The following is a 25,804-nucleotide window of genomic DNA, read 5'->3' as shown; positions in this document are numbered from 1 at the left end:
CGTCTCCTTCTGATCTGAGGGGCGCGACAGGCGCTTCCATCTTGCTCGCCTCGAAGGCGCCGCGGCTAGCAAGGCGGACCTAACCAGTCTGCGCCCTGCGAACCTTCGAGCAGAAGCCCTTCGATTTATCTTGATATCAAGATAAATCTATCACGGCTGCGGCGAGGTACCCGCCGACGCGGCCGGCTTGTCCGGCGGATAGAGCGCCCGCACGACGAGCCACGTCACCGCGACCATCGGGGCGAACAGCGGCAGCCCCATCACGAGTTTGAGCGTGCCGAGCGCCGTGACCTGCTCGGTGAGGTAGAGCGGCAGCTGCACGGCAAGTCGGGCGAAGAACAGCGCCGACCAGGCCACCCCCAGCCAGAGGAAGGCCCGCCGCTTCCGGCGGTCCTGACGCCACGCCGTGCCCTCCCCCATGAGGAAGCCCGCAGCGACGCCGATCAGAGACCAACCGACGAGGGCCGTCACCAGGAGCACGGTGCCGTAGGCAGCGTTGGTGATGAGACCGGGGACGAAGTTGTCCTGCGCGCGACCCGTCCACAGGGCCAGACCGGCCGCCGCACCCGCCGCCACCAGTCCCCCGATCGCGGCCGACGGCGGAGACTTCTGCAGCAGTCGGATGATCGTGAACACCGCGGCGAGTCCCACCGACACCCCGAGGGACAGCAGCAGCGGTTCCGGGCGCAGAGTGAAGAGCACGACGAAAGCGAGGCTCGGCAGCACCGACTCGAGGATGCCCCGCCACCCGCCGATCGCCGACCACACCACGGTGTGCGCGCGCGAGCCGTCGGATGCATCGACACCTGCTCGTCGCGCCGCACCGCTGATCGCGGCGCCGAAGATCTCGGAGGCCGACTGCTCCCCCTGGCCCCGGCGGTCGGGGTCGCTCACGCGGATCCCGGCGTGGCGGGCATCTTGAGCGGGATCAGGTCACGCGGAGGCATGGGCGCGCCGCCGCGCACGACCACGATCGACCGGAACAGATCCTCGACCTTTTCTGCGGCATCCGGGTCGGAGGCAGCGGCACCGCCGATCACTCCGCGCAGGAACCACCGCGGACCGTCGACGCCCACGAAGCGGGCGAGCCGGAGCGACGACCCCTCGGCCGCCGCGGTCGGCACCTCGGCGAGCAACTCTTTACCGAGTGCGCCCTCGCGCTCCTCGACGCGGCCGCCCTGCGCCTTCACCTGATCGCGCAACTGCACGCGGGTCTCGTCCCAGAGGCCGCCGGAGCGCGGCGCCGCGAACGGCTGCACCTGCAGCGACGAGTCGGCGTAGTCCAGGCCGACGGCCACGATGCGCTTCGACTGCTCCTCGACCTCGAGCCGCAGGTTGAGGCCCTCGCGCGGGAGGATCTTGATGCCGCCGAGGTCGATGTACGGCCGTACCGGATTCGCCTCGGAGTCGTCGAACGGCCCCTCGGTCGCACGGTTCGACGGCGCGGACTTGTCGGGAGTGGGGGTGATGTCAGTCATTGCTCTTCCCTGCCTGATAGCCGGTGGATCCGAAGCCGCCTTCGCCGCGCACGCTTTCGGGGAGTTCGTCGACCGGGTGGAACACGGCGCGTGTCACCGGCATGACGAGGAGCTGCGCGATGCGGTCTCCGACGGCCACATCGTACGCGCTCTCGGTATCGGTGTTGATCAGGCTCACCTTGATCTCGCCGCGGTAGCCCGCGTCCACGGTTCCCGGGGAGTTGACGATCGAGATGCCGTGCTTCGCGGCGAGGCCGCTCCGCGGGACCACGAACGCGGCGTACCCCTCGGGAAGCGCGATGCGCACGCCGGTGCCGACGAGGGCGCGGGCCCCGGGCTCCAGGCGCACCGCTTCCGCCGCGGTGAGATCGGCGCCCGCGTCGCCCGGGTGCGCGTACGTCGGAACGCGAGCGGCGATAATGGGGACATCAACGGAATCGGTCACCCCATGAGGCTAATGCAGAACACCACGACGGACGCCCGTCCCCGCTACCGCGAGAGGCTCTCGCCGAGCATCCGGATGCTCGTCACGGTCGCCCTCGCCGGCCCGATGGTTTCCCTCGTGTTCGTCCCGGTCGGATCGACCGTCGCCCTCGTCGTCGGCGCGACCGTCGCGGCGATCCTCGTCGCCCTGATCGTTCTGCTCGCTCCCGTGGTGGAGGTCTCCGACCGCGAACTCCGCGCGGGTCGAGCCCACATCGACGTCTCGTTCCTCGGTGATCCCGTCGCCCTCACCGGCGCCGACGCGAAGGAGGCGCGGGGGCCGGGACTCCCCGCCCGCGGATGGCACCTGATCCGCGGCGGCATCGACGGCCTGGTGGTGGTTCCGAACGACGACCCGGCCGATCCCGTCACGGCGTGGACGATCTCGAGCCGCACCCCCGACCGTCTGGCCGCCGCGCTGCGCGCCGCACGCGCCGAGGCCGCGGCCCTCGATGCCGCCCCGGAGACGACAACGCGCCCCTGACCTCGAAGGTCGGGGCGCGTGATTCGTCGCGCGGACTCAGGCCGCGCATTCCTTGCAGATCGGGCCCGAGGCGTCCTCGTGGTCGAGCTGCGAACGGTGCTTCACGAGGAAGCAGTTCATGCACGTGAACTCATCCTGCTGAGCCGGGAGCACGACGACGTCGAGCTCGAGGTCGGAGAGGTCGGCGCCGGGCAGGTCGAAGCTGGACGGGTTGTCGGAGTCCTCGTCGCCGGTGGTGCCGGCGAGCTTGTCGGGAACGCGCTCCTTCAGGGCTTCGATCGACTCGGAGTCGTCTTCGCTCTTACGGGGGGCGTCGTAGTCGGTTGCCATGCGGTAGATCTCCACATTCATGGTGCGAGTGGTGGTGCGCCGTCGGGTAATCGGCGGCCATAGTTTGCACGACGGGGAAACATTTAGCAAATGCGTCCGCATCGCCTGACGAAACTCGCGGCGCGCCCACGTTATTCCCGCTCGGACGGGGACTCGCGTGACACCATGAACGCACACCCATCAGAGGGGCATTCGCATGGAAAACGTCACCATCGTCGGCACGGAGGCAGGGGTCCTCGTGCTCGCGACAGAGTCGGGCGAGCGGTTCGCGCTGGCCATCGACGACGTGCTGCGCCGCGAGTTGCGGCGAGCCACCCGCCAGACGGAGCCGTCGGCTGCGCGCCTCGTCGCCAGCCCGCGGGACATCCAGGCGCAGATCCGCGCCGGGCTCACGACCGCCGAGGTGGCGGAACTCCTCGGCATCGCCGTCGAGGATGTCGCACGCTTCGAAGGACCCGTCCTCGCCGAACGCGAACACGTCATCGGACAGGCGCTGGCCGTGCCGGTGCTCATCGGCAGCGAGGTCGAACCCGATGCCCAGCCGACCTTCGGGACCGCTATCCGCGCCAAGCTCGCCGATGTCGCCGCCACCGCCGAGCGGTGGGCGAGCTGGAAGGACGAGAGCGGCTGGATCATCAAGCTCGAGTTCAGCGCGAACGAGGTCGAGCACGACGCACGATGGAGTTTCGACCCTCGGCGGAGCGCGCTGTCGCCGCTGAACTCCGATGCCGCTCAGCTGTCGCGCCAGGGTTCGCTGCCGGAGGGACTCATCCCCCGGCTGCGTGCAGTCGAGCCCGAGCGCTCCGCGTCGCCGTACAAAGACGACAGCCGGTTCGACTCCGGCGCTTTCGGCCCCCGGCTCGTGCCCGCGCCCGAGGCCGAGGTCGAGGAACCGGACCTCCCGGAGCGTTCGAACGCCGCAGCCCAGCACGCCGCGATCAAGCGCGCTCCCGAGACGCCGACGACCACACCCGAGACCGCCGACCTGCTGGAGGCGCTGCGTCGCCGCCGCGGGCAGCGCGAGAGCGCGCCGATGGTGGAGACCCCGGCGGAGCGACCGCAGCCCGCACCCTCCGCGCCTCCCGCGCGACAGGAGACCAACCCCATCGCGATCTTCGACGCGGCGTTCGAAGACGATGACGCGGAGCCCGAGGACACCCGTCCCGCCCGCACCGAATCCGGCGGCGAATCGACGGACTCCTCGAATCGCCGTCGACGCCGCAACGCGATGCCCTCGTGGGACGAGATCGTCTTCGGAGCCCGCACCGACGAGTGACTCCTCGGCCGTGGGACCCACACGCCCCGAGACACGATGATCAGCGTGCGAACGCTCCGAGTGCGATCGACGGCACCTGCCGTTCCTCGGGGGTCAGACCGCCGTGCTGCCCGATCATGCCGCGCGCTCTCTGGTCTGCAGCCGTGCCGTCGTAGATCGCCCGGTTCCCCCTCGGCACCGCGATGAGGTCGCCGACGCGTGCTGCCGCATCCGTCGTCACGCGGGGGCCGAACAGACCCGCGTCGATGGCCTCCTGACGCGTCGCCACGTCGGCCAGTCCGTCGAGGTCGGATCTCCACCGGCCGACGACCTCCTCGGGCGCGGCGTCCGGCTCGAGGTAGGCGTGGATCATGCGCGGTTCACCGGCCAGCCACCGCACGCCGTGCAGGTGCGTCTCGTCGAGTACCAGCTGTCGGTCGGCCGGCACATCGAGCATCCCGTGGTCCGCGGTCACGAGCACGCCGACGCCGGAGGGCACGGATCGCGCCAGTGCGGCATCGACGTCCTCGAGGGCGGCGACCCACTCCGCTGAGGCCACGCCGTGGCGGTGTCCTGCCTTGTCGACCTCCGGGAGGTAGCAGTAGACGACGGACCCGGGGTTGCGTTCCGCGAGGTCGTACGCGGCGCCCACGCGGTCGCGCACGGAAGCCGCCGAGGAGAACGTCGCGCCGCGCAGGGTCGCACGACTGAACCCGCTGTGCGCATAGGCGGCGAGCCCCACGGCGAACGCGCCGCGTCCGTCGGCGGCCGCACGCTCGAAGATCGTCTCGGTCGACTGCCAGACGACGGGATCGACGCCGGCGGACTCCCACCCGGAGAGCTGATTGACGAGGACGTCGCGCTCGGGGTCGCGCACCTGATATCCCACGAGGCCGTGCTCCCCCGGCCAGGCGCCGGTGAGGATGCTCGTGAGCGCTGCAGCCGTGGTCGACGGGAACACCGAGGTGGCGACGCTCTTGCGCGTCATCGCCGTCGAGAGCGTGCGCGCATGACCGGAATGCGCCCGCAGCGAGTGCGCGCCGAGACCGTCGATCACCACGAGCACGACCGACGATGCCGCAGGCAGGGCGGCTCCTCCCCCGGTCAGCGCCGAGAAGAGGTCGTCCGCCACCCCGACGACGCTCCGGGCTGCAGCGGACTCGGACGGTAGCATGAGGGACACCCGAGCCAGTCTGACACAGGCTCCCGCACGCCTTCAGGAAGTCCATGCCGAAAACGCCGCCGCCCGAGCCCGTCGAAGAGCGCATCCAGGACATCGACCTCTCCAGCGAGATGCAGGGGTCGTTCCTCGAGTACGCCTACTCCGTCATCTACTCGCGTGCGCTGCCGGATGCCCGCGACGGGCTCAAGCCCGTGCAACGGCGCATCCTCTTCCAGATGGCCGAGATGGGGCTCCGCCCCGACCGCGGTCATGTCAAGAGCGCCCGCGTCGTCGGCGAGGTGATGGGAAAGCTGCACCCGCACGGCGACTCCGCCATCTACGACGCGCTGGTGCGTCTCGCGCAGGACTTCGCGCTGCGCGTGCCGCTCGTCGACGGGCACGGCAACTTCGGCTCGCTCGACGACGGCCCGGCCGCAGCGCGCTACACCGAGGCGCGACTGGCGGCCTCCGCCCTCGCCCTGACCGAGAACCTCGACGAGGACGTCGTCGACTTCGTCCCGAACTACGACGGCCAGTTCCAGCAGCCGGCAGTCCTGCCTGCGGCGTTCCCCAACCTGCTCGTCAACGGCGCCAGCGGCATCGCGGTCGGTATGGCGACCAACATGGCCCCGCACAACCTCATCGAGGTCGTCGCCGCCGCGACCCACCTGCTGGAGAACCCGGACGCGACCACCGAAGAGCTCATGGAGTTCGTCCCGGGACCGGACTTCCCCTCGGGCGGCGTGCTCATGGGCCTCGACGGCGTCAAAGACGCCTATACGACGGGACGCGGAGCCTTGAAGGTGCGCGGCAGGGTCTCGGTGGAGCCGCTCGGCCCGCGCCGCACCGGCATCATCGTCTCGGAGCTGCCGTACATGGTCGGCCCCGAGCGCCTGATCGAGAAGATCCGCGATGCCGTGCAGTCGAAGAAACTGCAGGGCATCAGCGACGTCACCGACCTCACCGACCGCAACCACGGTCTGCGCGTGGCGATCGGCGTGAAGACCGGCTTCGACCCGAACGCGATCCTCGAACAGCTCTACCGTCTCACCCCCCTCGAGGACTCGTTCAACATCAACAACGTCGCCCTCGTGGACGGGCAGCCGCGCACTCTCGGCCTCAAAGAGATGCTGAGCGTCTACGTCGGGCACCGCATCGAGGTCATCACGCGCCGCAGTCGCTACCGCCTCGCGCGTCGCGAAGAGCGTCTGCACCTGGTCGAGGGTCTGCTCATCGCCATCGTCGACATCGACGAGGTCATTCAGGTGATCCGCTCGTCCGACGACTCGGAGCAGGCGCGCACGAAGCTGCGCGACGTCTTCGACCTGAGCGAGCTGCAGGCCGAGTACATCCTCGAACTCCGTCTGCGCCGGCTGACGAAGTTCTCGCGCATCGAGCTCGAGTCCGAACGCGACACCCTGCTCGCCGATATCGCGGCGCTGCGCGAACTGCTGGCGAGCGATGCCCTGCTGCGCGCAGCCGTCGCGACCGAGCTCGACGCCGCGGCCGACGCCTATGGCACCCCTCGTCGCACGCTGCTCATGAACGCCGCACCGCCGAAGCCGCGCGCGACCAAGGGCGCAGTCGATCTGCAGATCGCGGACGCCCCCACCGTCGTCGCCCTGTCGACCACCGGCCGCGCCGTGCGCGTGGATCTCGCCGAGGGGCAGGAGCTCGTCGCCCCGGCGCGACGCAGCAAGCACGATGCCATCCTCGCGACCGTCGAGACGACGGTAAGGGCCGAGCTCGGTGCACTCACGAGCACGGGGCGCGTCGTTCGCTTCTCGCCCGTCGACCTTCCCTCCGTGCCGGGCTCGTCCGTGCAGCTCGCCGCCGGCACCCCGCTGCGCGATTACCTCGGTCTCACCGACCGGTCGGAACGCGTCGTCGGATTCGTCCGCTTCGACAGCGACACCCCCGTCGCCCTCGGTACCGCACAGGGCACGGTGAAGCGCGTCGTGCCGTCAGCGCTGCCCGTGCGCCCCGACATCGAGGTGATCTCCCTCAAACCCGGCGACCGTGTCGTCGGCGCGGCGGAGGCCGCGGACGACCACGAGCTCGTCTTCGTCACGACCGATGCGCAGCTCCTGCGGTTCTCGGCATCCGCCGTGCGACCCCAGGGTGCGGCGGCAGGCGGCATGGCCGGCATCAAGCTCGGCGGCAGTGCATCCGTCCTGTTCTTCGGTGCAGTCGCGAGCGGCACGGATGCCGTCGTCGCGACCGTCTCCGGATCCGACAGCCTGCTTCCGGGCACCGACCCCGGGCGTGCGAAGGTGACCGCGTTCGCGGAGTACCCTGCGAAGGGACGCGCGACGGGTGGCGTGCGGGCGCACGCCTTCCTGAAGGGCGAGGACCGACTGACCGTTGCCTGGGTCGGGGCGAGCCCCGCCCAAGCCGTAGACCCGACCGGTGCCGTGCGGAAGCTGCCCGAGGCGGGAGCGCGACGCGACGCGTCGGGGCAGCCCACGGACGGCGTCATCGGCAGCATCGGTCGAACACTCGTCTGAACTCCGCCGCTCACCGCGTCGCTGCGACAAAGCTCTCCTCGGCGAGAACCGCCAGGAGAGCGGCGGACGCTTCGTCCGGCGCATCCCAGGTGACGATGTGCCCGGCGCCGGCGATGACGCGTTCGCCGACGCCCTCGGCCCGTGCCCACCGGGGCATCGCCGACGCGATGTTGCCGGTGCGATCCTCGGCTCCGCGGATCAGTCCGAGCGGCGCATCCGAGCGGTAAGCCGGATCGGGAGCGATCAAGGATGCCGTCGCACGCCAGACGTCGAGGAACTCCCTCTTCGACATCCGCGCGAACACCCGCTCCGTGCGCACCACAGCGCACGCCGATACCGCTGACGCTCGCGCCATGATCCCGGCGAGACGACGAGCCGGCACCAGCGCGAGAGCCGGTGCGGCGAGATGAAGAGCGATGCGCTCGCCGCGTGAGAGCGGACCCGTGTTCCAGCTGGCATCCATCACGACGACTCCGCTCACCTGCGAGGAGCGCGCGGCCGCGAACGCCTGAGCGAGGTTGCCCCCGAGCGAGTGACCGACGAGAATGACCCGCGCGAGCATGCACTCGGCGAGCAGCGCGGCCATGTCGGCGAGTGCCGCCTCGGCGGAGAACCGCACTCCTTCGTCGAGGCGGGACGCTCCATGTCCGCGCAGATCCCACCGCAGGACTCGGTAACCCGAGTCGATCAGGGCGTCGGCCTGCACGTCGAACATGGAGTGATCCATGCCGGCTCCGTGCGTGAGCAGCACAGGATGCCCAGCTCCGCCGCTGTCGGCGAAGGCGAGCACCGCCCCCGGACGCACCAGACGCCGGTCGAGATCAACCATGCGCCGGCTCTACGACGGTTCAGGCGTCGATCGACTCCCGCGACAGGCGGTCGGAGGAGTCGATGATGAATTCGCGCCGCGGGGCGACCTCGTTCCCCATCAGCAGCTCGAAGACGCGACCGGCGGCCTCGGCATCCTCCATCCGCACCCGGCGGAGCAGGCGCCCCGAACGGTCCATCGTGGTGTTCGCCAGCTGCTCGGCGTCCATCTCACCGAGACCCTTGTAGCGCTGAATGGGCTCCTGCCAGCGCTTGCCGGCCTTGCGCAGCTTCGCCAGGAGCGCATGCATCTCCTGCTCGCTGTACGTGTAAATGGTCTCGTTCGGCTTGGAACCGGGATTCATGACGACCACCCGGTGCAGCGGCGGAACGGCGGCGAACACGCGACCGTGCTCGATCAGCGGACGCATGTAGCGGAAGAAGAGCGTCAGAAGCAGCGTACGGATGTGCGCGCCGTCGACGTCGGCGTCGCTCATCAGGATCACCTTGCCGTAGCGCGCCGCGTCGATATCGAAACTGCGCCCCGAACCCGCACCGATGACCTGGATGATCGAGGCGCACTCGGTGTTCGAGAGCATGTCGCCGATCGAGGCCTTCTGCACGTTGAGGATCTTGCCGCGGATGGGCAGAAGAGCCTGGAACTCGCTGTTGCGCGCATTCTTCGCGGTGCCGAGCGCCGAGTCGCCCTCGACGATGAACAGTTCGCTGCGCTCGACCTCGTTGGTGCGGCAGTCCACGAGTTTGGTCGGAAGGGTCGACGACTCCAACGCGGTCTTGCGTCGCTGCGTCTCCTTGTGGGCGCGTGCGGAGACCCGCGCCTTCATCTCGGCGACGATCTTGTCGAGCAGCTGCGTAGCCTGACTCTTGTCGTCTCGTTTGGTCGAGGCGAACCGCGCTTGCAGGTCCTTCCGCACGACCTGCGCCACGATCTGCTTGACCGCGGGGGTGCCCAGCACCTCTTTGGTCTGGCCCTCGAACTGCGGCTCTGGCACGTTCACCGTGAGCACCGCGGTGAGTCCGGCCAGCACGTCGTCCTTCTCGAGCTTGTCGTTGCCCACCTTGAGCCGGCGCGCGTTCTGGTCGACCTGAGCGCGCAGCACCTTCAGCAGCTCCTGCTCGAAGCCCTGCTGGTGCGTGCCGCCCTTCGGCGTGGAGATGATGTTCACGAACGAGCGCGTCGCCGTCTCGTAGCCGGTGCCCCATCGCAGCGCGATGTCGACCGCGCACACCCGCTCGACCTCGGTCGCGACCATGTGGCCGTCGGCCTGCAGCACGGGAACGGTCTCGCGGAACGTGCCCTCGCCCTGGATGCGCCAGGTGTCGGTCACGGGAGGATCCGAGGCGAGGAAGTCGACGAATTCGGAGATTCCTCCCTCGTAGTGATACGTGGTCTCGACCGGCTCCTCCGCACGCTCGTCGCGCACGACGATCTCCAGTCCCGGCACGAGGAACGCGGTCTGACGCGCGCGCGTCTCGAGGTCTCCGAGCTGGAAGGCCGCGTCCTTGGTGAAGATCTGACGATCGGCCCAGTATCGGATGCGGGTACCGCTGGCTCCCCGCGGTGCCTTGCCGACGACCCGCAGTTCGCTCTTCTCGCGGAACGGGGTGAACGGAGCGTCCGGACGTTTCTCCCCGTCGTCGGCGAACAGCCCGGGCTCACCGCGGTGGAACGACATGGCGTAGGTCTTGCCGCCGCGGTCGACCTCGACGTCGAGACGCTCGGAGAGGGCGTTGACGACGGAGGCGCCGACACCGTGCAGACCACCGGAGGCCGCGTACGACCCGCCGCCGAACTTGCCGCCGGCGTGGAGCTTGGTGAAGACGACCTCGACGCCGGTCAGACCGGTGCGGGGTTCGACATCGACGGGGATGCCCCGTCCGCGGTCGTGCACCTCGACACTGCCGTCGGCGTGCAGCAGGATGTCGATCTTCGACCCGTTGCCCGCGACGGCCTCGTCGACCGCGTTGTCGATGATTTCCCAGAGGCAGTGCATGAGCCCCGGCGATCCGTTCGAGCCGATGTACATGCCGGGGCGCTTGCGAACGGCTTCCAGCCCCTCGAGCACCTGGAGATGATGGGCGGAATACTCGGCGGTCACAATCTCCGATTCTATTCGCGCAGGCGGCCGCACCCCGTCCGACACTCCCCGCTCGTCCCCACCCCGCGGCCCACGCGTACGCGCTGAGCGAAACACGCCATGATCCGGGCATGCACCCCGCTGCGGCGTGGTTGTATTGAGCACGCTCCCCAGCGAACCCGAAACGAGGAGGCACCGAGATGAACGCAACGACCGAACGTGAGACCTCCGAGGTCGAGTTCCGACTGACCGCCATGGACCGCTGCGACTCGTGCGGCGCACAGGCCTACATCGCCGCCGAGGTGAACGGCTCCGAACTGCTCTTCTGCGCCCACCACGGACGCAAGTACGAAGAGAAGCTCCGTTCCGTCGCGACGAGCTGGCACGACGAGACCTCGCGCCTCGTCGAGACGGTCTGACCCGGAACCCGCCGCGGTCTCACCCACGACTCCCCGGAAGGCCCCCGCGCGAAAGCGCCGGGGCCTTCTTCTGTTCACGCTCCGCGCCGCACGCGCCGAGCAGGCTCGGGGTGGGCCCGGCGACGATCGCCGGAGAGCGGTCAGTCGACGACGACGCGGCGCACGTGCCCGGTGAGACGCGTGAGGATCTCTTCGCCCACGGTGTCGATGCGCTCGGCCAGGGTGGTCGCGCTGACCTCGCCCTGCTCCCCCGGCCCGAAGACGCGCACGACATCGCCGATCACCGCGCCGGGCCACCCCTCGACGATCGTCTCGGTCGGACCGATCGCTCGAATCGAGCGCGACCCCGCCGGCGAGCCGACCGGAGCGCCGGCCAACGTGGAGGGCAGTCCGTCGAAGGACCCGATCGCGATCACCGCGTCGTCGCCGTCGATGCGGACGACCGGGGCGACGAGGGCCGCGACCGGTCGGATGCCCTCGAGCTCCGGGCCGTCGGCGGACCGCACGCCGTAGCAGAAGGCGCCGATGCGCGACACCGATCCGCGCAGTTCGGGCCGCCACCACGAGGCGGCGGACGCGGTGAGATGCAGGAGCTCGGGCACCGGGCCGGAGTCGCCGGTCGCGCGGACGGCCTCGAGGAAGACCGACTGCGCGTCGTCGTCCTCGGCGTCGCTGGCTTCGGCGATGTGACTCCAGACGCCCGCCAGATGCAGTGCGCCGGCCCGTTCGGCGTCACGGGCTCGCTCGACGGCATCCGCCCAGTCCTCCGGCAGGATGCCGTTGCGGTGCAGGCCCGTGTCGATCTTCAGGTGCACGCGCGCGCGGACACCCATCGACGAGGCGCGCGCGATCACGCGTTCCAGGTACTCCGCCGATCCCACGCCGAGATCGATGTCGTGCAGCAGCGCATCGTCGACCTCCGCGTCACTTGATGTGGCCCACGCGAAGATGCGCGGGCTCCCGCCGCCGATCCGGCGCGCATCGAGGGCGGTGGCGATGTCGAAGGCGCCGATCCAGTGGACGCCCATCTCGACGGCTGTCTCGACCACCCAGGTCAGTCCGTGACCGTAGGCGTCGTCCTTCACGACGAGCATGAGGTCCGAGGGCGCGATCCGCTCGCGGACCGCCGCGACGTTCGCCCGGAAGGCGCGCACATCGAGGTGCAGTTCGGCACGGCTCATGATTCCCACCCCCGCTCCGCGTGCGCCCCGGCGACCGCGACGAGCTCCGCGGCCTCGAGACCGGTCACGGCACTCCACTGCGCGAGGGCGGACGACGCAGGTCCCGTTCCCCCGAAGTACGTCGCCTCGACACCCAGGTCGGTCGAGGCACCCTCGAGGTCGACCACGCAGACATCCATGGCGACCCGACCGATGATCGGTCTCAGCATCCCGTCGATCTCGACCGACGCCCGGTTGCCGAGCGCGCGCAGGATGCCCTGGGCGTATCCGCCGGTCACCAGAGCGACGGTGGTCTCGCGCGCGGCGCGGAACGTGTAACCGTAGGAGACCGCGTCCCCGGGGTGCAGACGTTTCGTCGACAGCACCCGACCATGGAGGCGCATGACCGGACGCAGCGTGCCGGCGCCGTCGCGGGGAGGCAGACCGTAGAGCAGCGCAGACTCGATGTCGGGCTCGTCGTCGAGTGACGCCGGGATGCCCTCGAGCGCCAGGGCATCGCGCACGCCGGGCCCGTCGACGCGTACCCGCTCGGCTCCGGCGAGGACCACCGCCTGGGCCACCGCGAGCACGCCGTGACCCCACGCATCACGCCGGAGATCGGCGACCCGCCCACCCGCCGCGACCGCGGCCGACGCGCCGGCGGCCAGCGCCGAACGAGAGATCATCGCCCTCGGGCGGGCACTCGAAGTCGTCTCGCACACGTCTTCCAGCCTACGCCGACTCTCCGGCCCCCTCCGGCCTCCACCGTAGACTGGGGAGAACCCCAGACACCGTTCGGAGCCTCATGTCACGTCTTTCCCTCGCGCCCCGCATCCGCTATCTGATGGGACGCGCCCGCCGCATCGACGTCGGCTCGGTCATCGAGCGCGCCAAGGAGGCATCGGCCCAGCACGGGAAAGCCGTGCCCGGGATCGTCATCGACATGCTCTGGTCGGCCGCGCGGCACAACGTCGGCTTCCAGGACTACATCGACTACGACTTCGCGATGCTGTCCCGCGCAGAGCGCGAGACCTACATGACCCACCCGGTCTCCAACCAGCTCTCGCAGAAGTACGACCACCCCGACTTCCGCTGGATCTTCCAGGACAAGGTCGAGTTCGACAAGCACTTCTCCGCCTTCCTCCGCCGCGAGTGGATGGTGGTCGAGGAAGGCAACGCCGACGCCGTGCGTGAGATGACGCAGCGGCTCGGCACGATCGTCACCAAGGAGCCGGTCGGTCAGGCCGGCACGGGTGTGCACCGCTACCACGCCGCCGACATCGAGGATTGGGCCGAATTCCACCGTGGACTGCTCCATCGCGGCGAACTGCTCATCGAAGAGGTCATCCGACAGCACGACGACCTCGCAGCGGTCTGCCCCGGCACGGTCAACACCACGCGCATCACCGCTTTCTTCGACGGCGAGAAGGCGCACATCCTCGCCATGGCGCAGAAGTTCGGGCGCGGTGCGGTGAGCGACCAGATGACGTTCGGCGGCTTCTACACCATGCTCGACGAGAACGGTCACGCGGTGGGTCCCGGGTACGACTCCCACGGGCACGTCCACGAGAACCACCCGGACTCGGGCTTCCGCATCGCGGACTTCCAGTTGCCCTACATGGACGAGGTGCGGGCGTTCATCGACGAGGTCGCGCGCGTGGTCCCCCAGGTGCAGTACGTGGGATGGGATGTCGTCGTCTCCCCCGACGGCCCCGTCCTCGTGGAGGGCAACTGGGGCGCCGGAGTCTACGAGAACAAGCCCAGCGTCACGGGCATCCGCACCGGTCACAAGCCCCGCTACCGCGAGGTCATCGGGTTCTGAACGCGGAACACGATGAAGGCCCGGATGCTTCTGGCATCCGGGCCTTCATCGTCGGGGCTGTCACCCCAGGATCGGTTCAGAGGGCGCGGACGATGCCGAGCGGGGTCGACTCGAGGCCCTGTCCGAGCGGGTTGTCGCCGAGGATCCGCACGAGCCGCTGCTCGCCGCTCTTGTCGAGCGTCGATCCCAGGATGTTCCCGCCGAGGTCGTTGATGTCGACGACAGCCACCTCGACGCCGCCGCCGAGCAGCGACTTGAGGTGGGCTGCGACGCCGCGCGGGTCCTTCGGTCCGAGCACGACCGCCTCGTTGTACGGCGGAATGGTGTGCTTGGTGGGGCCGTCGATCGCACGAGCCTTGTCGCCGGCGATGCGGTAGAAGTCGCCCCGACGCCCGAACGCCTTGGTCACGGCAGACACAGCGGCCGCGAACAGGATGCGCGGGGTGCCGCACTCGCGCAGCGCCATCTCCATGGTCTCGGGCATGCCGAGGCCGATGCCGTACGGCGTGCGGGTGACGTACTTCGACAGGAAGAGCGCCAGCTTGCGCGGATGGATCTCGTCGAGGCGGTACGAGCGCCCCTGGGTGATCGCGACGATCTTCTCGGTCACGAACAGCAGGTCGCCCGGTCGCACGGCATCCGCCGCGTACTCGCGGATGACCGCGTCGAGGTCGTCCTCCGGCATGACCACGCGGGTCCGCAGCGGGATGCGCGCGAACGTCTTTCCGTCGACGCTCGTCTCGAGCGCCTTGCCCTCGTTCGCCTGCATCATTCGAGGTAGTCCCGGAGCGACTGCGAACGACTCGGATGACGCAGCTTCGCCATCGTCTTCGACTCGATCTGACGGATGCGCTCGCGCGTGACGCCGAAGGTGTCGCCGATCTGGTCGAGCGTCTTCGGCTGGCCGTCACCCAGGCCGAAGCGCATGCGGATCACGCCGGCCTCGCGCTCGGACAGCGAGTCGAGCAGCTGCTCGAGCTGGCGCTGCAGCATCGTGAACCCGACCGCGTCAGCCGGGACGACGGCTTCGGTGTCCTCGATGAGGTCACCGAACTCGCTGTCGCCGTCCTCGCCGAGCGGGGTGTGCAACGAGATGGGCTCGCGACCGTACTTCTGCACCTCGACGACCTTCTCGGGGGTCATGTCGAGTTCCCGGCTCAGCTCTTCCGGGGTGGGCTCGCGACCGAGGTCCTGCAGCATCTGGCGCTGCACCCGGGCCAGCTTGTTGATGACCTCGACCATGTGCACGGGGATGCGGATCGTTCGCGCCTGGTCTGCCATGGCGCGCGTGATCGCCTGGCGGATCCACCACGTCGCGTACGTCGAGAACTTGAAGCCCTTGGTGTAGTCGAACTTCTCGACCGCACGGATCAGGCCGAGGTTGCCCTCCTGGATCAGGTCGAGGAACTGCATTCCGCGACCCGTGTAGCGCTTGGCGAGCGAGACGACGAGGCGGAGGTTGGCGCCGAGCAGGTGGCTCTTCGCGCGCTGTCCGTCGCGGGCGACCCACTGCAGGTCGAGTCCGAGCTGGCTCGTCTTCTCCGCCGGGGACATCGCAGAGAGCTTCTCCTCGGCGAACAGGCCGGCCTCGATGCGCATCGCGAGCTCGACCTCTTCGGCCGCGTTGAGGAGGGCGACCTTGCCGATCTGCTTCAGGTAGTCCTTGACAGGGTCGGCGGTCGCGCCGGTGATCTGGGTGGAGTAGACAGGAACGTCTTCGTCGTCGTTCGACGAGATGACGATCGCGCCGGTCGGCAGCGGCTCGGTGAACGCCGGCTTGCTCTCCTCGTCCTCGTCGTCGGTCGCCGCCTCATCGCTCGCGGCGGTCGGCGCCTCGTCCTCTTCGACGACGTCGTCGGCCTTCTTCTTCTTCACCGGCGCGCGCTTGGCTGCGGCGCGCTTGGCGGCCGACTTGGGGGCAGCGGGCTCCGCCGCCTCCGCGGTGACCTCGAGGTCGGCGTCGTCGGCGGTCTTCTTCGTCCGGGATTTGTTGGTCGTGGCAGGAGTCACGTTTCGCCTTTCACGGAGCGGCTGGGCCCCTCCGGGACATTTCGGACACTAGTAAGACCCTTGTCAAGTCCGATCTTCGAGAAGACGGATTGACAACGGGTCAGACACCCAGTATCGCACACGTGGAGGGATACGGCTGCATTCCGCGCGATCCGGCGTGCTCAGTTCCCCGAGCGACCCGACTTGTCGTCGTCCCCGGACCGGCGCGAGGCCAGGTACCGCTCCAGTTCGGCCGCCAGTTCGTCGGCGCTCGGAAGGTCGCGTTCGTTGAACCCGCCCTCGTCGTACGACCCGTCCTCCGGATCCCGACCGGCCATGTAGGCGTCGTACCGTCGCTCGAGGGTGTGCAGCATCTGCTGGAGCTCGTCGTTGCCGAGCACCTGCTCGTCGACCTTTGCGAGGTAGTCGGTGCGTCGCTCCTGCACCGCGTCGAGCATGAGCACGAGACCGGTGGCGGCCATGATCTTGTCGGCGGCGGTGATCACGGCGTCGGGGTTCTCGGTCTCAGCGAGGTAGTGGGGCACGAGGAGCACGAATCCGGCAGCGCGCTCGCCCTGCTCCACGAAGCGGTACTCGAGCAGATGCCCCGCGGTGGCGGGAACCTGGGTCCGCGGACGCCAGACCGAGTGCACGACGCTCAGGTCGCGGCGGTTGCCGCTGACGGTGGTGCCGATCGGACGCGTGTGCGGCACCGGCATCGCGATGGAGTGCACCCATGTCATGCCCGAGACCTCGAACTCGGCAGCGAGGTCGAGCACCGTGCGCGCGAATGCGTTCCACGCGAAGTCGGGCTCGTAGCCCGCCAGCAGCAGGAACGGCTGCCCGAGCGCATCGGTGGCGACCGACAGCTCGAGCCGGGGCGGACGGAAGTCGGTCAGGTGATCCTGGTCGAACGACACGATCGGGCGACGCGCCCGGTAGTCGAGCAGAACGTCGTTGTCGAACACCGCGATCGGCTGCGGATCGGCTGTCTCCCGCAGGTGATCGATGAGACCGGACACGGCGTTGCCGGCGTCGGTGAATCCGGTCAGCAGCATCACCAGAGGCAGACCGGGGGGCACGGCCGGACCGTTCGCGACTCGTTCGTGGATGTCACCGGAGAAGGGCATTCCTCCATGCTACGAGTCCGGTCGCGAGGCGGGGCGGCGCGGGTGTTGCTGAGAGCGAACACGCCCCCCGCGCGCCGCGCCGGCTCGCACCCGGCATCCCTAGGATGGAGGGCATGACGCTTCCCGTGCTGTCGCACACCACCGACTCATTCCCCGGGAGCGCTGCAGACGCCGCAGTGCTCGTCGTCCCCTCGCTCGACGGCTCCACCGCCGCCCTCGACGACTACCCCGGTCTCGCCGCCGCCCTCGCCGCCGTGGGCTTCACCGGATCGCCCTCCGCGTTCACCCGGGTGCATGCGCCCGAGGTAAGCTCGGCGCCCCTCGCCGTGGTCGGGGTCGGCTCGGACGCCTCGTCCGACGCGGTGCGCAACGCCGTCGGTACCGCACTGCGCAGTCTGACCGGTTTCGACACGGTCGCCGTCGGGCTCGCCCCGGGCCTCGAACCCTTCGCTGCCGCGGCGGCCGAGGGTGCCGTGCTCGGCGGCCACCGCTTCGAGGGGTACCGCACGAAGAAGGCTCCCGCGCGCGCCGCGTCGGTGGTGCTGCACGTCGACATCGACGACGACACGCTGCGCCGCGCGCAGACGCTCGGCGACGCCGTCGCACTGGTCAAGGACCTCGTGAACGTGCCCGCCGAGTGGCAGAGCCCCGACGACCTCGCACGGAGCGCCGCCGAGAGCGTCGCCGACCTCGACGTCACGGTGCAGATCCTCGACGAAGCAGAACTGGCGGCTCAGGGCTTCGGCGGCATCCTCGGGGTCGGCCAGGGGTCGGACCGACCGCCACGTCTCGTGCGCCTCGACTACGCGCCCGCCGATGCGTCGACGCACATCGCGCTCGTCGGCAAGGGGATCACGTTCGATACGGGCGGCCTGTCGCTGAAGCCGGCGGCCTCGATGGTCGGCATGAAGTTCGACATGGCCGGCGCCGCGACCAGCCTCGCCGCGCTGCGCGCCATCGCGACGCTCCGCATCCCGGTGCGCGTCACCGCATGGCTGTGCATCGCCGACAACATGCCCTCGGGCCGCGCCACCCGCCCGGGCGACGTACTGCGGATGCTCGACGGCACGACCGTCGAGGTCGTGAACACCGACGCCGAAGGCCGCCTGGTGATGGCCGACGGTCTGGTCGCCGCGAGCCGCGAGAACCCCGACGTGATCCTCGACGTCGCAACGCTGACGGGCGCGATCGTCATGGCCCTCGGCCACCGGCACACCGGCGTGATGGGCGACGACGAGACCGTGCAGCGGTACCTCGAGGCCGCCGCGTCGGTCGACGAGGCCGCCTGGCGGATGCCCCTGCCGGACTACATGGAGGACACGCTCGAGTCCCCCATCGCCGACCTCATCAACGCCAACATGGGAGACCGCGCGGGCGGCGCATCGTTCGCCGGGCTGTTCCTGCGCCGCTTCGTCGGCCGGGTGTCTGACGCGGACGACGCTCCGCGAATCCCATGGGTGCATCTCGACATCGCCGGTTCCGGCGAGAACGGCGGCGGTGCCCACGGCTTCACCGACAAGGGTCCGACGGGCGCGACCGTGCGCTCGATCGTCGCCTTCGCCGAGTCCGCGGTCACGGGGGCCTGACATGACGACGCACACCTTCGACATCGTGGTCCTGGGCGGCGGCAGCGGCGGATACGCGGCGGCGCTGCGTGCCAGCGAGCTCGGCAAGTCGGTCGCGCTCATCGAGAAGGACAAAGTCGGCGGAACCTGCCTGCACCGCGGATGCATCCCCACGAAGGCTCTCCTGCATGCGGCCGAGGTGGCTGATCACGTGCGCGATGCCGCGTCCGTCGGCGTCGGGGCGACGTTCGACGGCATCGACCCCGTCGCCGTGCGCGCGTACCGCGAGGGCATCGTCGCGAAGAAGTACAAGGGCCTCGAAGGTCTGGTCAAGGCCCGCGGCATCACGACCGTGCACGGCGCGGGGCGGCTGAACGCCGATCGCAGCGTGGCCGTCGGAGACGACGTCTACGTCGGTACCGACGTGATCCTCGCGACCGGGTCGTACAGCCGCACGCTCCCCGGTCTCGAGATCGGCGGCCGCATCCTCACCAGCGAGCAGGCTCTCGCGCTCGACGAGGTCCCCGCGCGGGTGATCATCCTCGGGGGCGGAGTCATCGGCGTCGAGTTCGCGAGCGTCTGGCGCTCCTTCGGCGTCGAGGTGACGGTCATCGAAGCGCTGCCGCACCTGGTGCCGAACGAGGACATCGCGATGAGCAAGGGCCTCGAACGCGCCTTCCGTCGTCGCGGCATCGCCTCCTCGCTCGGCACGCGCTTCCAGTCCGCGACACAGGACGAGTCGACTGTCACCGTGACCCTCGAGAACGGCACGACCTTCACCGCCGACTACCTGCTCGTCGCCGTGGGCCGAGGCCCCGTCACCGCCGACCTCGGCTTCGAAGAGGCGGGCGTGGCACTCGACCGCGGGTTCGTCGTCGTCGATGAGAACCTGCGCACGGGAGCCGCCGGGGTCTGGGCGGTCGGCGACATCGTGCCGGGGCTGCAGCTCGCGCACCGCAGCTTCCAGCAGGGCATCGCCGTCGCGGAGCGGATCGCGGGCCTGTCGCCGGCTGCGGTCCCGGAGACGCAGATCCCGAAGGTCACCTACTCCAGCCCCGAGGTCGCATCCGTCGGTATCACCGAGGCCGCCGCCGTCGAGCAGCACGGCGCGGACGCGGTGGTCTCCTACGAGTACAACCTGGCCGGCAACGGCAAGAGCGAGATCATCGGCACCGCCGGCCTCGTCAAGGTCGTACGCCTGAAGGACGGACCCGTCGTCGGCGTGCACCTGCTCGGCGATCGCGTGGGCGAGCTCATCACCGAGGGCCAGCTCGCGGTCGCATGGGAAGCGCACCCCGAGGACATCGCACCTCTGATCCACGCCCACCCGACGCAGAGCGAAGCGCTCGGCGAAGCATTCCTGGCCCTCGCGGGCAAGCCCCTCCACGCCCTCTGAACACCAACCCCCACGCAGGTCACTAAGCTAGACACGCGTCGAACAACTTCTGAAGGAGACTCCGTCATGAGCACATCCGTCATCCTCCCCCCGCTCGGAGAGAGCGTTACCGAGGGTACGGTCACCCGCTGGCTCAAGCAGGTGGGTGACACTGTGCAGGCGGACGAGGGCCTGCTCGAGATCTCGACCGACAAGGTCGACACCGAGATCCCCTCCCCCGTCACCGGGGTGATCGAGGAGATCCTCGTCGCCGAGGACGAGACCGTCGAGGTCGGCGCCATGCTCGCTCGGATCGGCGACGGCAGCGCGGCAGCGCCGGCGGCGGATGCCCCCGAGGCCGCTGCCCCCGCCGCCGAAGAGGCCCCGTCGGAGTCCGCTCCGGCGCTGCAGGCCGAGGCCCCGGCTCAGCCCGAGGCTCCGGTGCAGGCACCCACCACGTCGGCCCCCGAGGCCGACGCGAAGGACGTCGTCCTGCCCGAGCTCGGTGAAAGCGTCACCGAGGGCACCGTCACCCGCTGGCTGAAGCAGGTCGGCGACGAGGTCGCCGTCGACGAGGCGCTCCTCGAGATCTCGACCGACAAGGTCGACACCGAGATCCCCTCCCCGATCGCCGGCGTGCTGCAGGAGATCCTTGCCGCCGAAGACGAGACGATCGCCGTCGGCTCCGTGCTCGCGCGTATCGGTTCGGGTGCCGCGACGGCTCCCGCCCCCGCAGCAGAGCAGCCCGCGCCGGCCGAGCAGCCCGCTCCCGCACCGGAGCCCGCACCCGCACCGCAGTCGGCCCCGGCACCGCAGGCCGCACCCGCGCAGCAGTCGGCTCCCGCGCAGCAGCCGGCTCCCGCGCAGCAGGCCGCCCCCGCAGCGCAGGCCGCCCCCGCGGCGCAGGCCGCGCCGGCTGAGGACGCCGCGTCCGACGGCATCTACGTCACGCCGCTCGTTCGCCGTCTCGCGTCGCAGCAGGGCGTCGACCTCGCCTCGGTCAAGGGCACCGGCGTCGGTGGCCGCATCCGCAAGGAAGACGTGCTCAAGGCCGCGGAATCCGCCGCGTCCGCTCCGGCGGCCGCCGCTCAGGCAGCGCCGGCCGCACCGAAGCTCGAGGTGTCGCCGCTGCGCGGCACGACCCAGCCGATGTCGCGTCTGCGCAAGGTGCTGGCGTCGCGGGCCGTCGAGTCGATGCAGCAGACGGCGCAGCTCACCACGGTCGTCGAGGTCGACGTCACGGCTCTCGCCGACTACCGCGACAGCGTGAAGGCGTCGTTCCTCGAGAAGACCGGTGACAAGCTGTCGTTCCTGCCGTTCTTCGCGCTCGCAGCCGCCGAGGCGCTGCAGGCGTTCCCGATCGTCAACGCGACCGTCGACGGCGACCAGATCACCTACCCGGCGACCGAGAACCTGTCGATCGCGGTGGACACCGAGCGCGGCCTGCTCACTCCGGTGCTGCGCGATGCCGCGTCGAAGAACATCGCTCAGATCGCCCACGAGATCGCCGACCTCGCCGCTCGCACGCGTGACAACAAGCTGAAGCCCGACGAGCTCGCCGGCGGCACGTTCACGCTGACCAACACCGGTTCGCGTGGCGCGCTGTTCGACACGCCCGTCGTGTTCCTGCCGCAGTCCGCCATCCTCGGCACGGGAACGGTCGTGAAGCGCCCCGGCCTGGTCAAGGTCGGCGGCAACGACGCCATCGCGATCCGTTCGTACGTCTACCTGGCCCTGTCGTACGACCACCGCATCATCGATGGTGCAGACGCCGCCCGCTTCCTCGGCGCCGTCAAGGCGCGCCTCGAGTCGGCGGAGTTCGCCGCGCAGCTCGGAGCCTGACAGGCAGCACCTCATGGCTGGTCCGCGACGTCGTACACGTCGCGGACCAGCCATTTCTCGTCGGCGCGAGCCAGCACGAGAATCCACTCGCTCTGACGCGTGACCGATCCGTAGACCGCGTTCCCGGCCGAACCCGTGGCGCGGATGACCGCGATATCGCCGTACTCGTCGACCAGCTGCGTGGACGGACGCGTCTCACCCACCTCTGCGAGGTCCTTTTGCAGAGAAGCCGGGTTCGCCACACCGTCGGCGAACAGGTCGTCGCAGTTCGGCCCCGTCTGCGATCGGCATCCATCAGCCTCCTGGAGGATCGCGACCACCGCGACCGCCGGATCCCTGTCCCGAACGGAGGCCTCGACGTCTGCCCTGCGCGCCTCGGATCCCGTCTCGCCAGAAGGGGCCGCGGGGCTCTCCGTCGCTGCGGAGTCCTCTGTCGCCGCCGTCTGATCCATCGGAGCATTTCCGTCCGTCGCAGCGTCACCGCCCGTCGCAGCGACGTCATTCTCTGACGGGCTTCTCTCGGTGGCGGACGCATCCGTCACCTGCACGGTGCGGCCCGGCGCCGCGGTCGCCGGGTCGTTCCCGCCGTCCGGCAGAAGCAGGCCGACCACGAGAACAGCGCAGGCCGCCCCCGCTGCGAGCACGAGGACGGATCGCCGAGGGCGACGACGACCATGCAGGTCACTGCCCCCGGACGCGCGCCTATCGACGGCGGATTTCACGCTCCTGCCGGTTCGCTGTTCGACACTCTCGAAGCGCTCGAACCACGCCCGTGCCAGCGACCGTCCGATGTGCGAGAGAGCGCCCGACCGTCTCGATGCCCGGTCGTGTCGCGACGCGCGGACCCGGCGGTTCCCTCTTCCCGCCACCGGTCGCCGCGCCGCCGATCGCCGCGCCGCCGATCGCTCCGCCGCTCCCGCTCGCGATGGGACTCCGGCCCGCCGAGTGGTCGTCTCCCTGCGACGGAAGGTCTCGGGTGCTGCTCCCGAGACCTTCCCTCCCGCATCGGCCTGCGCGCCGACGCCCGCCGCCCGAGAGACGCCCGCAGCCCTACCCGCGCCCGCCTCCCCATCGACGCCCGCGTCCCCTCGGAGCGGACGCGGTGCCGCGAGTTCGAACAGGTCCCGCTCCCACTGCTCGATACGTGCGGACGGAACACCCGGGCGCTCGAGCTCCTCCTCCAGCCCGAGTGACACGGCCGCGAGCAGGCGTCCCATCGCCTTGTCCCGGCATGCCTCCGCCACCACCGCGAGCACGCGAGCCCCCGTCACGCGCGGGTCGTCCCCGTCCCCGATCACGAACACCGGGCGACCGTCGCTCGTGATCCACCAGTTCCCCTGCGTCTCGGCTGCCGCGTCGCCGAGCTCGCCGATCCCCCGCAGCAGGCTTGCTGCCACCGTGACGCACTGACCGGCCGTCAGCGGCGCTCCGTCGACCGTGCAGCGCCCCGCCCAGGCGATGACCGTCTCCGGGCACCAGGGCAGCAGGACGTCGTGCCCGTCCGGACGACGCACGAGGTCGAGCGGAGCAGCGACGTGCTCGCTTCCGGCGAAACGCCAGCCGTCCCAGCCCGCGAGGCGCCCCGCGTCGAGCTGCACCGCCACACCGTCCCCACGGGTGACGAGCAGCCCGACGAAGGGGCCGTCCGATGCATCGAGCGATCGGACGACCCGGTGCGCTTCCGACAGGAGCGGAAGCGCCTTCTCCCCGAGGTGGACGTCTGTCATGGCTCCATCACACCGTTTCGGGAGAGCCGCCGTGCGCCGTCGACCAGGATGTGAGTGAGATACGCGGAAAACACCGCTTGTGCAGGATAAGTGCGTCTGCGCAGGCGTCTCTCCGCCCGGCGCGAACGGCGACGTACAGCATCCGCCGAGTCGGTAGGCTGGATCTCATGGCAAAGACTCCCGAACCCGAGAAGCGTCCTGGGTTCTTCTCCCAGATCAAGTCCCTCTTCCGGTTCACCAAGGAGGCCTACCCCTGGCTGCCCTGGGCGCAGCTCGCCATCCTCGTCGGCGGTGTGCTGATCGGACTCGTGGTCGGCTACCTGATTCCGCCGCTCCAGTGGTGGACGCTCCTGCTGTGGGGTCTCACCGGTCTGATGGCCGGCGTGCTGGGCGCCATGTTCCTCATGACGCGCCTGTCGACCTCGGCGATGTACACCAAGATCGACGGCATGCCGGGCGCCACCGGTCACGTCATCAGCACCAGCCTCGGGCGCAGCTGGCAGGCCTCCGACACCCCGGTCGGCATCAACCCGAAGACGCAGGAGGCGGTGTACCGCGCGGTCGGCCGCGGCGGGATCGTCGTCGTCGGCGAGGGTGCCCGCGGGCGCCTCACGCGTCTCATCAACGAAGAGCGCAGCAAGGCGCAGCGCGTCGCCCACGGCGTGCCCGTGACCGTCCTCTACGTCGGGCACGGTGACGACGACGTCGCGATCGCCGATCTCGCCAAGACGATCAAGAAGCTGCCGAAGGCGATCGACAAGGCGACGATGGCTGCGGTCATCCGTCGCATCGAGTCGGTCTCGCAGTCGCTCTCCTCGCTCCCGATCCCGAAGGGCATCGACCCCACGAAGGTGCGTGCGCAGCGTCCGCGCTGATCCACCCCGCCGCACAGACGAAGAGCGCGGCCGACCTCTCACGAGGCGGCCGCGCTCTTCTCGTTCCGCAGACCCGCACGGCGGGCGTGTTCTCACTCCGAGAGCGGCTGGCGCGGCAGGCGCCGCACCTTCGCGCGACGCCGACGGCGCTCGGGGACCATCGAGCGCATCTCCTCGAGTTTGCCGAAGCAGAACAGGCGGTCGTCGGCCTCGAGCACGATGTGCTTGCGGGGGTTGGGGATCACGCTGACGCCGCGGTGCAGCGTCAGCACCGTGATGTCGCGCTCCCACAGACCCGCCTCGCCCAGGGTCTTCCCCACCAGATCGGCGGCGCCGTGCACCATCAGCTCCGCGACGCCGTACCCGGTCGACACCGTCAGACGCTGACGCACGTCGATCTCGGGGAAGGCCACCTGGCCGGCGATGTAGTCGATGATGGCGCCGGCGACATCGAGCTTGGTGGCCGTCTCGATGCCCTGGAGCCCCGGCGAGGAGTTGACCTCCATGACGAGCGGTCCGTCCTCGCCTTCGAGCATGTCGACACCCGCGACGCGGAGTCCCATGATCTGGGCGGAGCGCACGGCGGCACGCTCGTACACCGGGTCGAGCTCGATCGCCTCGACGGAGCCGCCGCGGTGCACGTTCGATCGGAACTCGTCACCGGCTGCCGAGCGTCGCATCGCCGCGACCACGCGATCTCCGACGACCAGCGCGCGGATGTCGCGACCGCGACTCTCGGCGATGAACTTCTGGATGAGCACGTTCTGCTTGGTCGAGTGCAGCGTCTCGATGATGGCTTCGGCCACCTTCACCTGCGGCGCGAGGATCACGCCGATGCCCTGGGTGCCCTCGAGCAGCTTGATCACGACGGGCGCACCGCCCACGCGCTCGATCGCCGGTCGCACGTCGGCGCGGTTGCGCACGAACGCCGTCGGAGGCATCGCGATGTTGTGCCGGGAGAGGATCTGGTTCGCCCGCAGCTTGTCGCGCGCGCTGGAGATGCCGTTCGCTGTGTTCGGGGTGTAGACGTCCATCTGCTCGAACTGACGCACGACGGCCGTTCCGAAGTACGTGATCGAGTTGCCGATGCGCGGGAGGATGGCGTCGTAGTCGCTCAGCTGCCGGCCGCGGTAATGCAGGTCGGGCTCGTCGGAGGTCAGGTCGATCGCGAACCGCAAGGTGTTCAGCACCTTCACGTTGTGTCCGCGCTGGAGAGCCGCCGCACGGAGGCGCTGGGTGGAGTACGCCTGGGGCGCACGGGAGAGCACTGCGATCTTCACGGGGGATTTCCTGCC

At 69.8% G+C, this 25,804-nt stretch carries 23 protein-coding genes; 9 read left to right on the top strand and 14 right to left on the bottom strand.

The genetic code is table 11. The annotated features are described in order from the left end of the window. Positions 1-150: 150 nt before the first annotated feature. The 3 genes from AC3A3J_RS09830 to dut are packed head-to-tail and all read right to left on the bottom strand — an operon-like array spanning position 151 to position 1,923. Complete coding sequence (locus AC3A3J_RS09830) at positions 151-894, bottom strand: DUF3159 domain-containing protein (protein WP_487672102.1); 744 nt, start codon at positions 892-894, stop codon at positions 151-153. Then, positions 891-1,478, bottom strand: a complete 588-nt coding sequence (locus AC3A3J_RS09825) for a DUF3710 domain-containing protein (RefSeq protein WP_487672101.1) — start codon at positions 1,476-1,478, stop codon at positions 891-893. Before AC3A3J_RS09825 ends, AC3A3J_RS09830 begins: the two co-directional genes overlap by 4 nt. Beyond that, positions 1,471-1,923, bottom strand: a complete 453-nt coding sequence (gene dut / locus AC3A3J_RS09820; RefSeq protein WP_314647658.1) for a dUTP diphosphatase — start codon at positions 1,921-1,923, stop codon at positions 1,471-1,473. The genes AC3A3J_RS09825 and dut overlap by 8 nt, the downstream gene beginning before the upstream one ends. Before the next feature lie 12 nt (positions 1,924-1,935). Here dut and AC3A3J_RS09815 point away from each other — a divergent pair, with 12 nt between their 5' ends. Beyond that, positions 1,936-2,445 (top strand): DUF3093 domain-containing protein, encoded by a 510-nt coding sequence (locus AC3A3J_RS09815; protein WP_487672100.1) that lies wholly within the window; start codon positions 1,936-1,938, stop codon positions 2,443-2,445. Positions 2,446-2,481: 36 nt separating this feature from the next. Here AC3A3J_RS09815 and AC3A3J_RS09810 read toward each other — a convergent pair whose 3' ends face one another. Beyond that, a complete protein-coding gene (locus AC3A3J_RS09810; protein WP_314648202.1) occupies positions 2,482-2,775 on the bottom strand; it encodes a DUF4193 domain-containing protein in 294 nt (97 codons plus the stop codon). Positions 2,776-2,971: 196 nt separating this feature from the next. Here AC3A3J_RS09810 and sepH point away from each other — a divergent pair, with 196 nt between their 5' ends. After that, the gene (sepH, locus tag AC3A3J_RS09805; protein WP_487672099.1) at positions 2,972-4,051 is read left to right on the top strand and encodes a septation protein SepH; all 1,080 of its coding nucleotides are present in this window, start codon (positions 2,972-2,974) and stop codon (positions 4,049-4,051) included. Between the two features lie 40 nt (positions 4,052-4,091). Here the strand turns inward: sepH and AC3A3J_RS09800 are convergent, their stop codons facing one another. After that, positions 4,092-5,204, bottom strand: coding sequence for an alkaline phosphatase family protein (locus AC3A3J_RS09800; RefSeq protein WP_487673093.1), 1,113 nt, complete (start codon positions 5,202-5,204; stop codon positions 4,092-4,094). A gap of 53 nt (positions 5,205-5,257) precedes the next feature. On the opposite strand from AC3A3J_RS09800, the gene AC3A3J_RS09795 reads away from it, so the two are divergent. Continuing rightward, positions 5,258-7,699: a DNA gyrase/topoisomerase IV subunit A gene (locus AC3A3J_RS09795; protein ID WP_487672098.1), complete on the top strand. Its 2,442-nt coding sequence runs from the start codon at positions 5,258-5,260 to the stop codon at positions 7,697-7,699. A 10-nt stretch (positions 7,700-7,709) separates the two neighbouring features. Here AC3A3J_RS09795 and AC3A3J_RS09790 read toward each other — a convergent pair whose 3' ends face one another. Next, positions 7,710-8,528 (bottom strand): alpha/beta fold hydrolase, encoded by an 819-nt coding sequence (locus AC3A3J_RS09790; protein WP_487672097.1) that lies wholly within the window; start codon positions 8,526-8,528, stop codon positions 7,710-7,712. A 19-nt stretch (positions 8,529-8,547) separates the two neighbouring features. Continuing rightward, positions 8,548-10,626 (bottom strand): DNA gyrase/topoisomerase IV subunit B, encoded by a 2,079-nt coding sequence (locus AC3A3J_RS09785; protein WP_487672096.1) that lies wholly within the window; start codon positions 10,624-10,626, stop codon positions 8,548-8,550. A gap of 179 nt (positions 10,627-10,805) precedes the next feature. Between AC3A3J_RS09785 and AC3A3J_RS09780 the strand changes: the two genes are divergently transcribed. After that, a complete protein-coding gene (locus AC3A3J_RS09780; RefSeq protein WP_487672095.1) occupies positions 10,806-11,024 on the top strand; it encodes a DUF7455 domain-containing protein in 219 nt (72 codons plus the stop codon). Between the two features lie 140 nt (positions 11,025-11,164). Here the strand turns inward: AC3A3J_RS09780 and AC3A3J_RS09775 are convergent, their stop codons facing one another. Further along, positions 11,165-12,205: an alanine racemase gene (locus AC3A3J_RS09775; protein ID WP_487672094.1), complete on the bottom strand. Its 1,041-nt coding sequence runs from the start codon at positions 12,203-12,205 to the stop codon at positions 11,165-11,167. Beyond that, positions 12,202-12,870 (bottom strand): alanine racemase, encoded by a 669-nt coding sequence (locus tag AC3A3J_RS09770; RefSeq protein WP_487672093.1) that lies wholly within the window; start codon positions 12,868-12,870, stop codon positions 12,202-12,204. Before AC3A3J_RS09770 ends, AC3A3J_RS09775 begins: the two co-directional genes overlap by 4 nt. A gap of 119 nt (positions 12,871-12,989) precedes the next feature. Between AC3A3J_RS09770 and AC3A3J_RS09765 the strand changes: the two genes are divergently transcribed. Further along, complete coding sequence (locus AC3A3J_RS09765; protein ID WP_487672092.1) at positions 12,990-14,006, top strand: sugar-transfer associated ATP-grasp domain-containing protein; 1,017 nt, start codon at positions 12,990-12,992, stop codon at positions 14,004-14,006. A gap of 76 nt (positions 14,007-14,082) precedes the next feature. On the opposite strand, the gene AC3A3J_RS09760 is transcribed toward AC3A3J_RS09765, so the two are convergent. From AC3A3J_RS09760 to AC3A3J_RS09750, 3 genes are all read right to left on the bottom strand, one after another. After that, positions 14,083-14,778: a coenzyme F420-0:L-glutamate ligase gene (locus AC3A3J_RS09760; protein ID WP_487672091.1), complete on the bottom strand. Its 696-nt coding sequence runs from the start codon at positions 14,776-14,778 to the stop codon at positions 14,083-14,085. Continuing rightward, entirely contained in the window at positions 14,775-16,016 is a 1,242-nt protein-coding gene (locus AC3A3J_RS09755) for an RNA polymerase sigma factor (protein WP_487672090.1), read from the bottom strand. The genes AC3A3J_RS09760 and AC3A3J_RS09755 overlap by 4 nt, the downstream gene beginning before the upstream one ends. A gap of 161 nt (positions 16,017-16,177) precedes the next feature. Further along, positions 16,178-17,125 (bottom strand): PAC2 family protein, encoded by a 948-nt coding sequence (locus AC3A3J_RS09750; protein WP_487672089.1) that lies wholly within the window; start codon positions 17,123-17,125, stop codon positions 16,178-16,180. Between the two features lie 113 nt (positions 17,126-17,238). On the opposite strand from AC3A3J_RS09750, the gene AC3A3J_RS09745 reads away from it, so the two are divergent. The 3 genes from AC3A3J_RS09745 (at position 17,239) to sucB (ending at position 21,907) form a co-directional block, all read left to right on the top strand. Continuing rightward, positions 17,239-18,711, top strand: coding sequence for a leucyl aminopeptidase (locus AC3A3J_RS09745; protein ID WP_487672088.1), 1,473 nt, complete (start codon positions 17,239-17,241; stop codon positions 18,709-18,711). A 1-nt stretch (position 18,712) separates the two neighbouring features. Beyond that, on the top strand, positions 18,713-20,086 hold the full coding sequence (lpdA, locus tag AC3A3J_RS09740) for a dihydrolipoyl dehydrogenase (RefSeq protein WP_487672087.1): 1,374 nt from the start codon (positions 18,713-18,715) through the stop codon (positions 20,084-20,086). 66 nt (positions 20,087-20,152) lie between these two features. Further along, a complete protein-coding gene (gene sucB, locus AC3A3J_RS09735) occupies positions 20,153-21,907 on the top strand; it encodes a 2-oxoglutarate dehydrogenase, E2 component, dihydrolipoamide succinyltransferase (RefSeq protein WP_487672086.1) in 1,755 nt (584 codons plus the stop codon). 11 nt (positions 21,908-21,918) lie between these two features. On the opposite strand, the gene AC3A3J_RS09730 is transcribed toward sucB, so the two are convergent. Beyond that, the gene (locus AC3A3J_RS09730; protein WP_487672085.1) at positions 21,919-23,634 is read right to left on the bottom strand and encodes a hypothetical protein; all 1,716 of its coding nucleotides are present in this window, start codon (positions 23,632-23,634) and stop codon (positions 21,919-21,921) included. Between the two features lie 167 nt (positions 23,635-23,801). Between AC3A3J_RS09730 and AC3A3J_RS09725 the strand changes: the two genes are divergently transcribed. Next, positions 23,802-24,509 carry a DUF4191 family protein gene (locus AC3A3J_RS09725; RefSeq protein WP_314647683.1) on the top strand — a complete coding sequence of 236 codons (708 nt, stop codon included), beginning with the start codon at positions 23,802-23,804 and terminating at the stop codon, positions 24,507-24,509. A gap of 92 nt (positions 24,510-24,601) precedes the next feature. Here the strand turns inward: AC3A3J_RS09725 and AC3A3J_RS09720 are convergent, their stop codons facing one another. Further along, complete coding sequence (locus AC3A3J_RS09720) at positions 24,602-25,789, bottom strand: RimK family alpha-L-glutamate ligase (RefSeq protein ID WP_487672084.1); 1,188 nt, start codon at positions 25,787-25,789, stop codon at positions 24,602-24,604. Positions 25,790-25,804: the final 15 nt, after the last annotated feature.

Source organism: Microbacterium sp. Soil_N32 (assembly GCF_057655505.1).
This window is presented reverse-complemented; position numbering and strand designations above follow the sequence as displayed.

Coding starts and splice junctions, on each gene's coding strand:
- AC3A3J_RS09825 (WP_487672101.1), bottom strand. CDS start 1,478: ATGACTGACATCACCCCCACTCCCGACAAGTCCGCGCCGTCGAACCGT.
- AC3A3J_RS09815 (WP_487672100.1), top strand. CDS start 1,936: ATGCAGAACACCACGACGGACGCCCGTCCCCGCTACCGCGAGAGGCTC.
- AC3A3J_RS09810 (WP_314648202.1), bottom strand. CDS start 2,775: ATGGCAACCGACTACGACGCCCCCCGTAAGAGCGAAGACGACTCCGAG.
- sepH (WP_487672099.1), top strand. CDS start 2,972: ATGGAAAACGTCACCATCGTCGGCACGGAGGCAGGGGTCCTCGTGCTC.
- AC3A3J_RS09800 (WP_487673093.1), bottom strand. CDS start 5,204: ATGCTACCGTCCGAGTCCGCTGCAGCCCGGAGCGTCGTCGGGGTGGCG.
- AC3A3J_RS09795 (WP_487672098.1), top strand. CDS start 5,258: ATGCCGAAAACGCCGCCGCCCGAGCCCGTCGAAGAGCGCATCCAGGAC.
- AC3A3J_RS09790 (WP_487672097.1), bottom strand. CDS start 8,528: ATGGTTGATCTCGACCGGCGTCTGGTGCGTCCGGGGGCGGTGCTCGCC.
- AC3A3J_RS09780 (WP_487672095.1), top strand. CDS start 10,806: ATGAACGCAACGACCGAACGTGAGACCTCCGAGGTCGAGTTCCGACTG.
- AC3A3J_RS09775 (WP_487672094.1), bottom strand. CDS start 12,205: ATGAGCCGTGCCGAACTGCACCTCGATGTGCGCGCCTTCCGGGCGAAC.
- AC3A3J_RS09770 (WP_487672093.1), bottom strand. CDS start 12,870: ATGATCTCTCGTTCGGCGCTGGCCGCCGGCGCGTCGGCCGCGGTCGCG.
- AC3A3J_RS09765 (WP_487672092.1), top strand. CDS start 12,990: ATGTCACGTCTTTCCCTCGCGCCCCGCATCCGCTATCTGATGGGACGC.
- AC3A3J_RS09760 (WP_487672091.1), bottom strand. CDS start 14,778: ATGATGCAGGCGAACGAGGGCAAGGCGCTCGAGACGAGCGTCGACGGA.
- AC3A3J_RS09750 (WP_487672089.1), bottom strand. CDS start 17,125: ATGCCCTTCTCCGGTGACATCCACGAACGAGTCGCGAACGGTCCGGCC.
- AC3A3J_RS09745 (WP_487672088.1), top strand. CDS start 17,239: ATGACGCTTCCCGTGCTGTCGCACACCACCGACTCATTCCCCGGGAGC.
- lpdA (WP_487672087.1), top strand. CDS start 18,713: ATGACGACGCACACCTTCGACATCGTGGTCCTGGGCGGCGGCAGCGGC.
- sucB (WP_487672086.1), top strand. CDS start 20,153: ATGAGCACATCCGTCATCCTCCCCCCGCTCGGAGAGAGCGTTACCGAG.
- AC3A3J_RS09730 (WP_487672085.1), bottom strand. CDS start 23,634: ATGACAGACGTCCACCTCGGGGAGAAGGCGCTTCCGCTCCTGTCGGAA.
- AC3A3J_RS09725 (WP_314647683.1), top strand. CDS start 23,802: ATGGCAAAGACTCCCGAACCCGAGAAGCGTCCTGGGTTCTTCTCCCAG.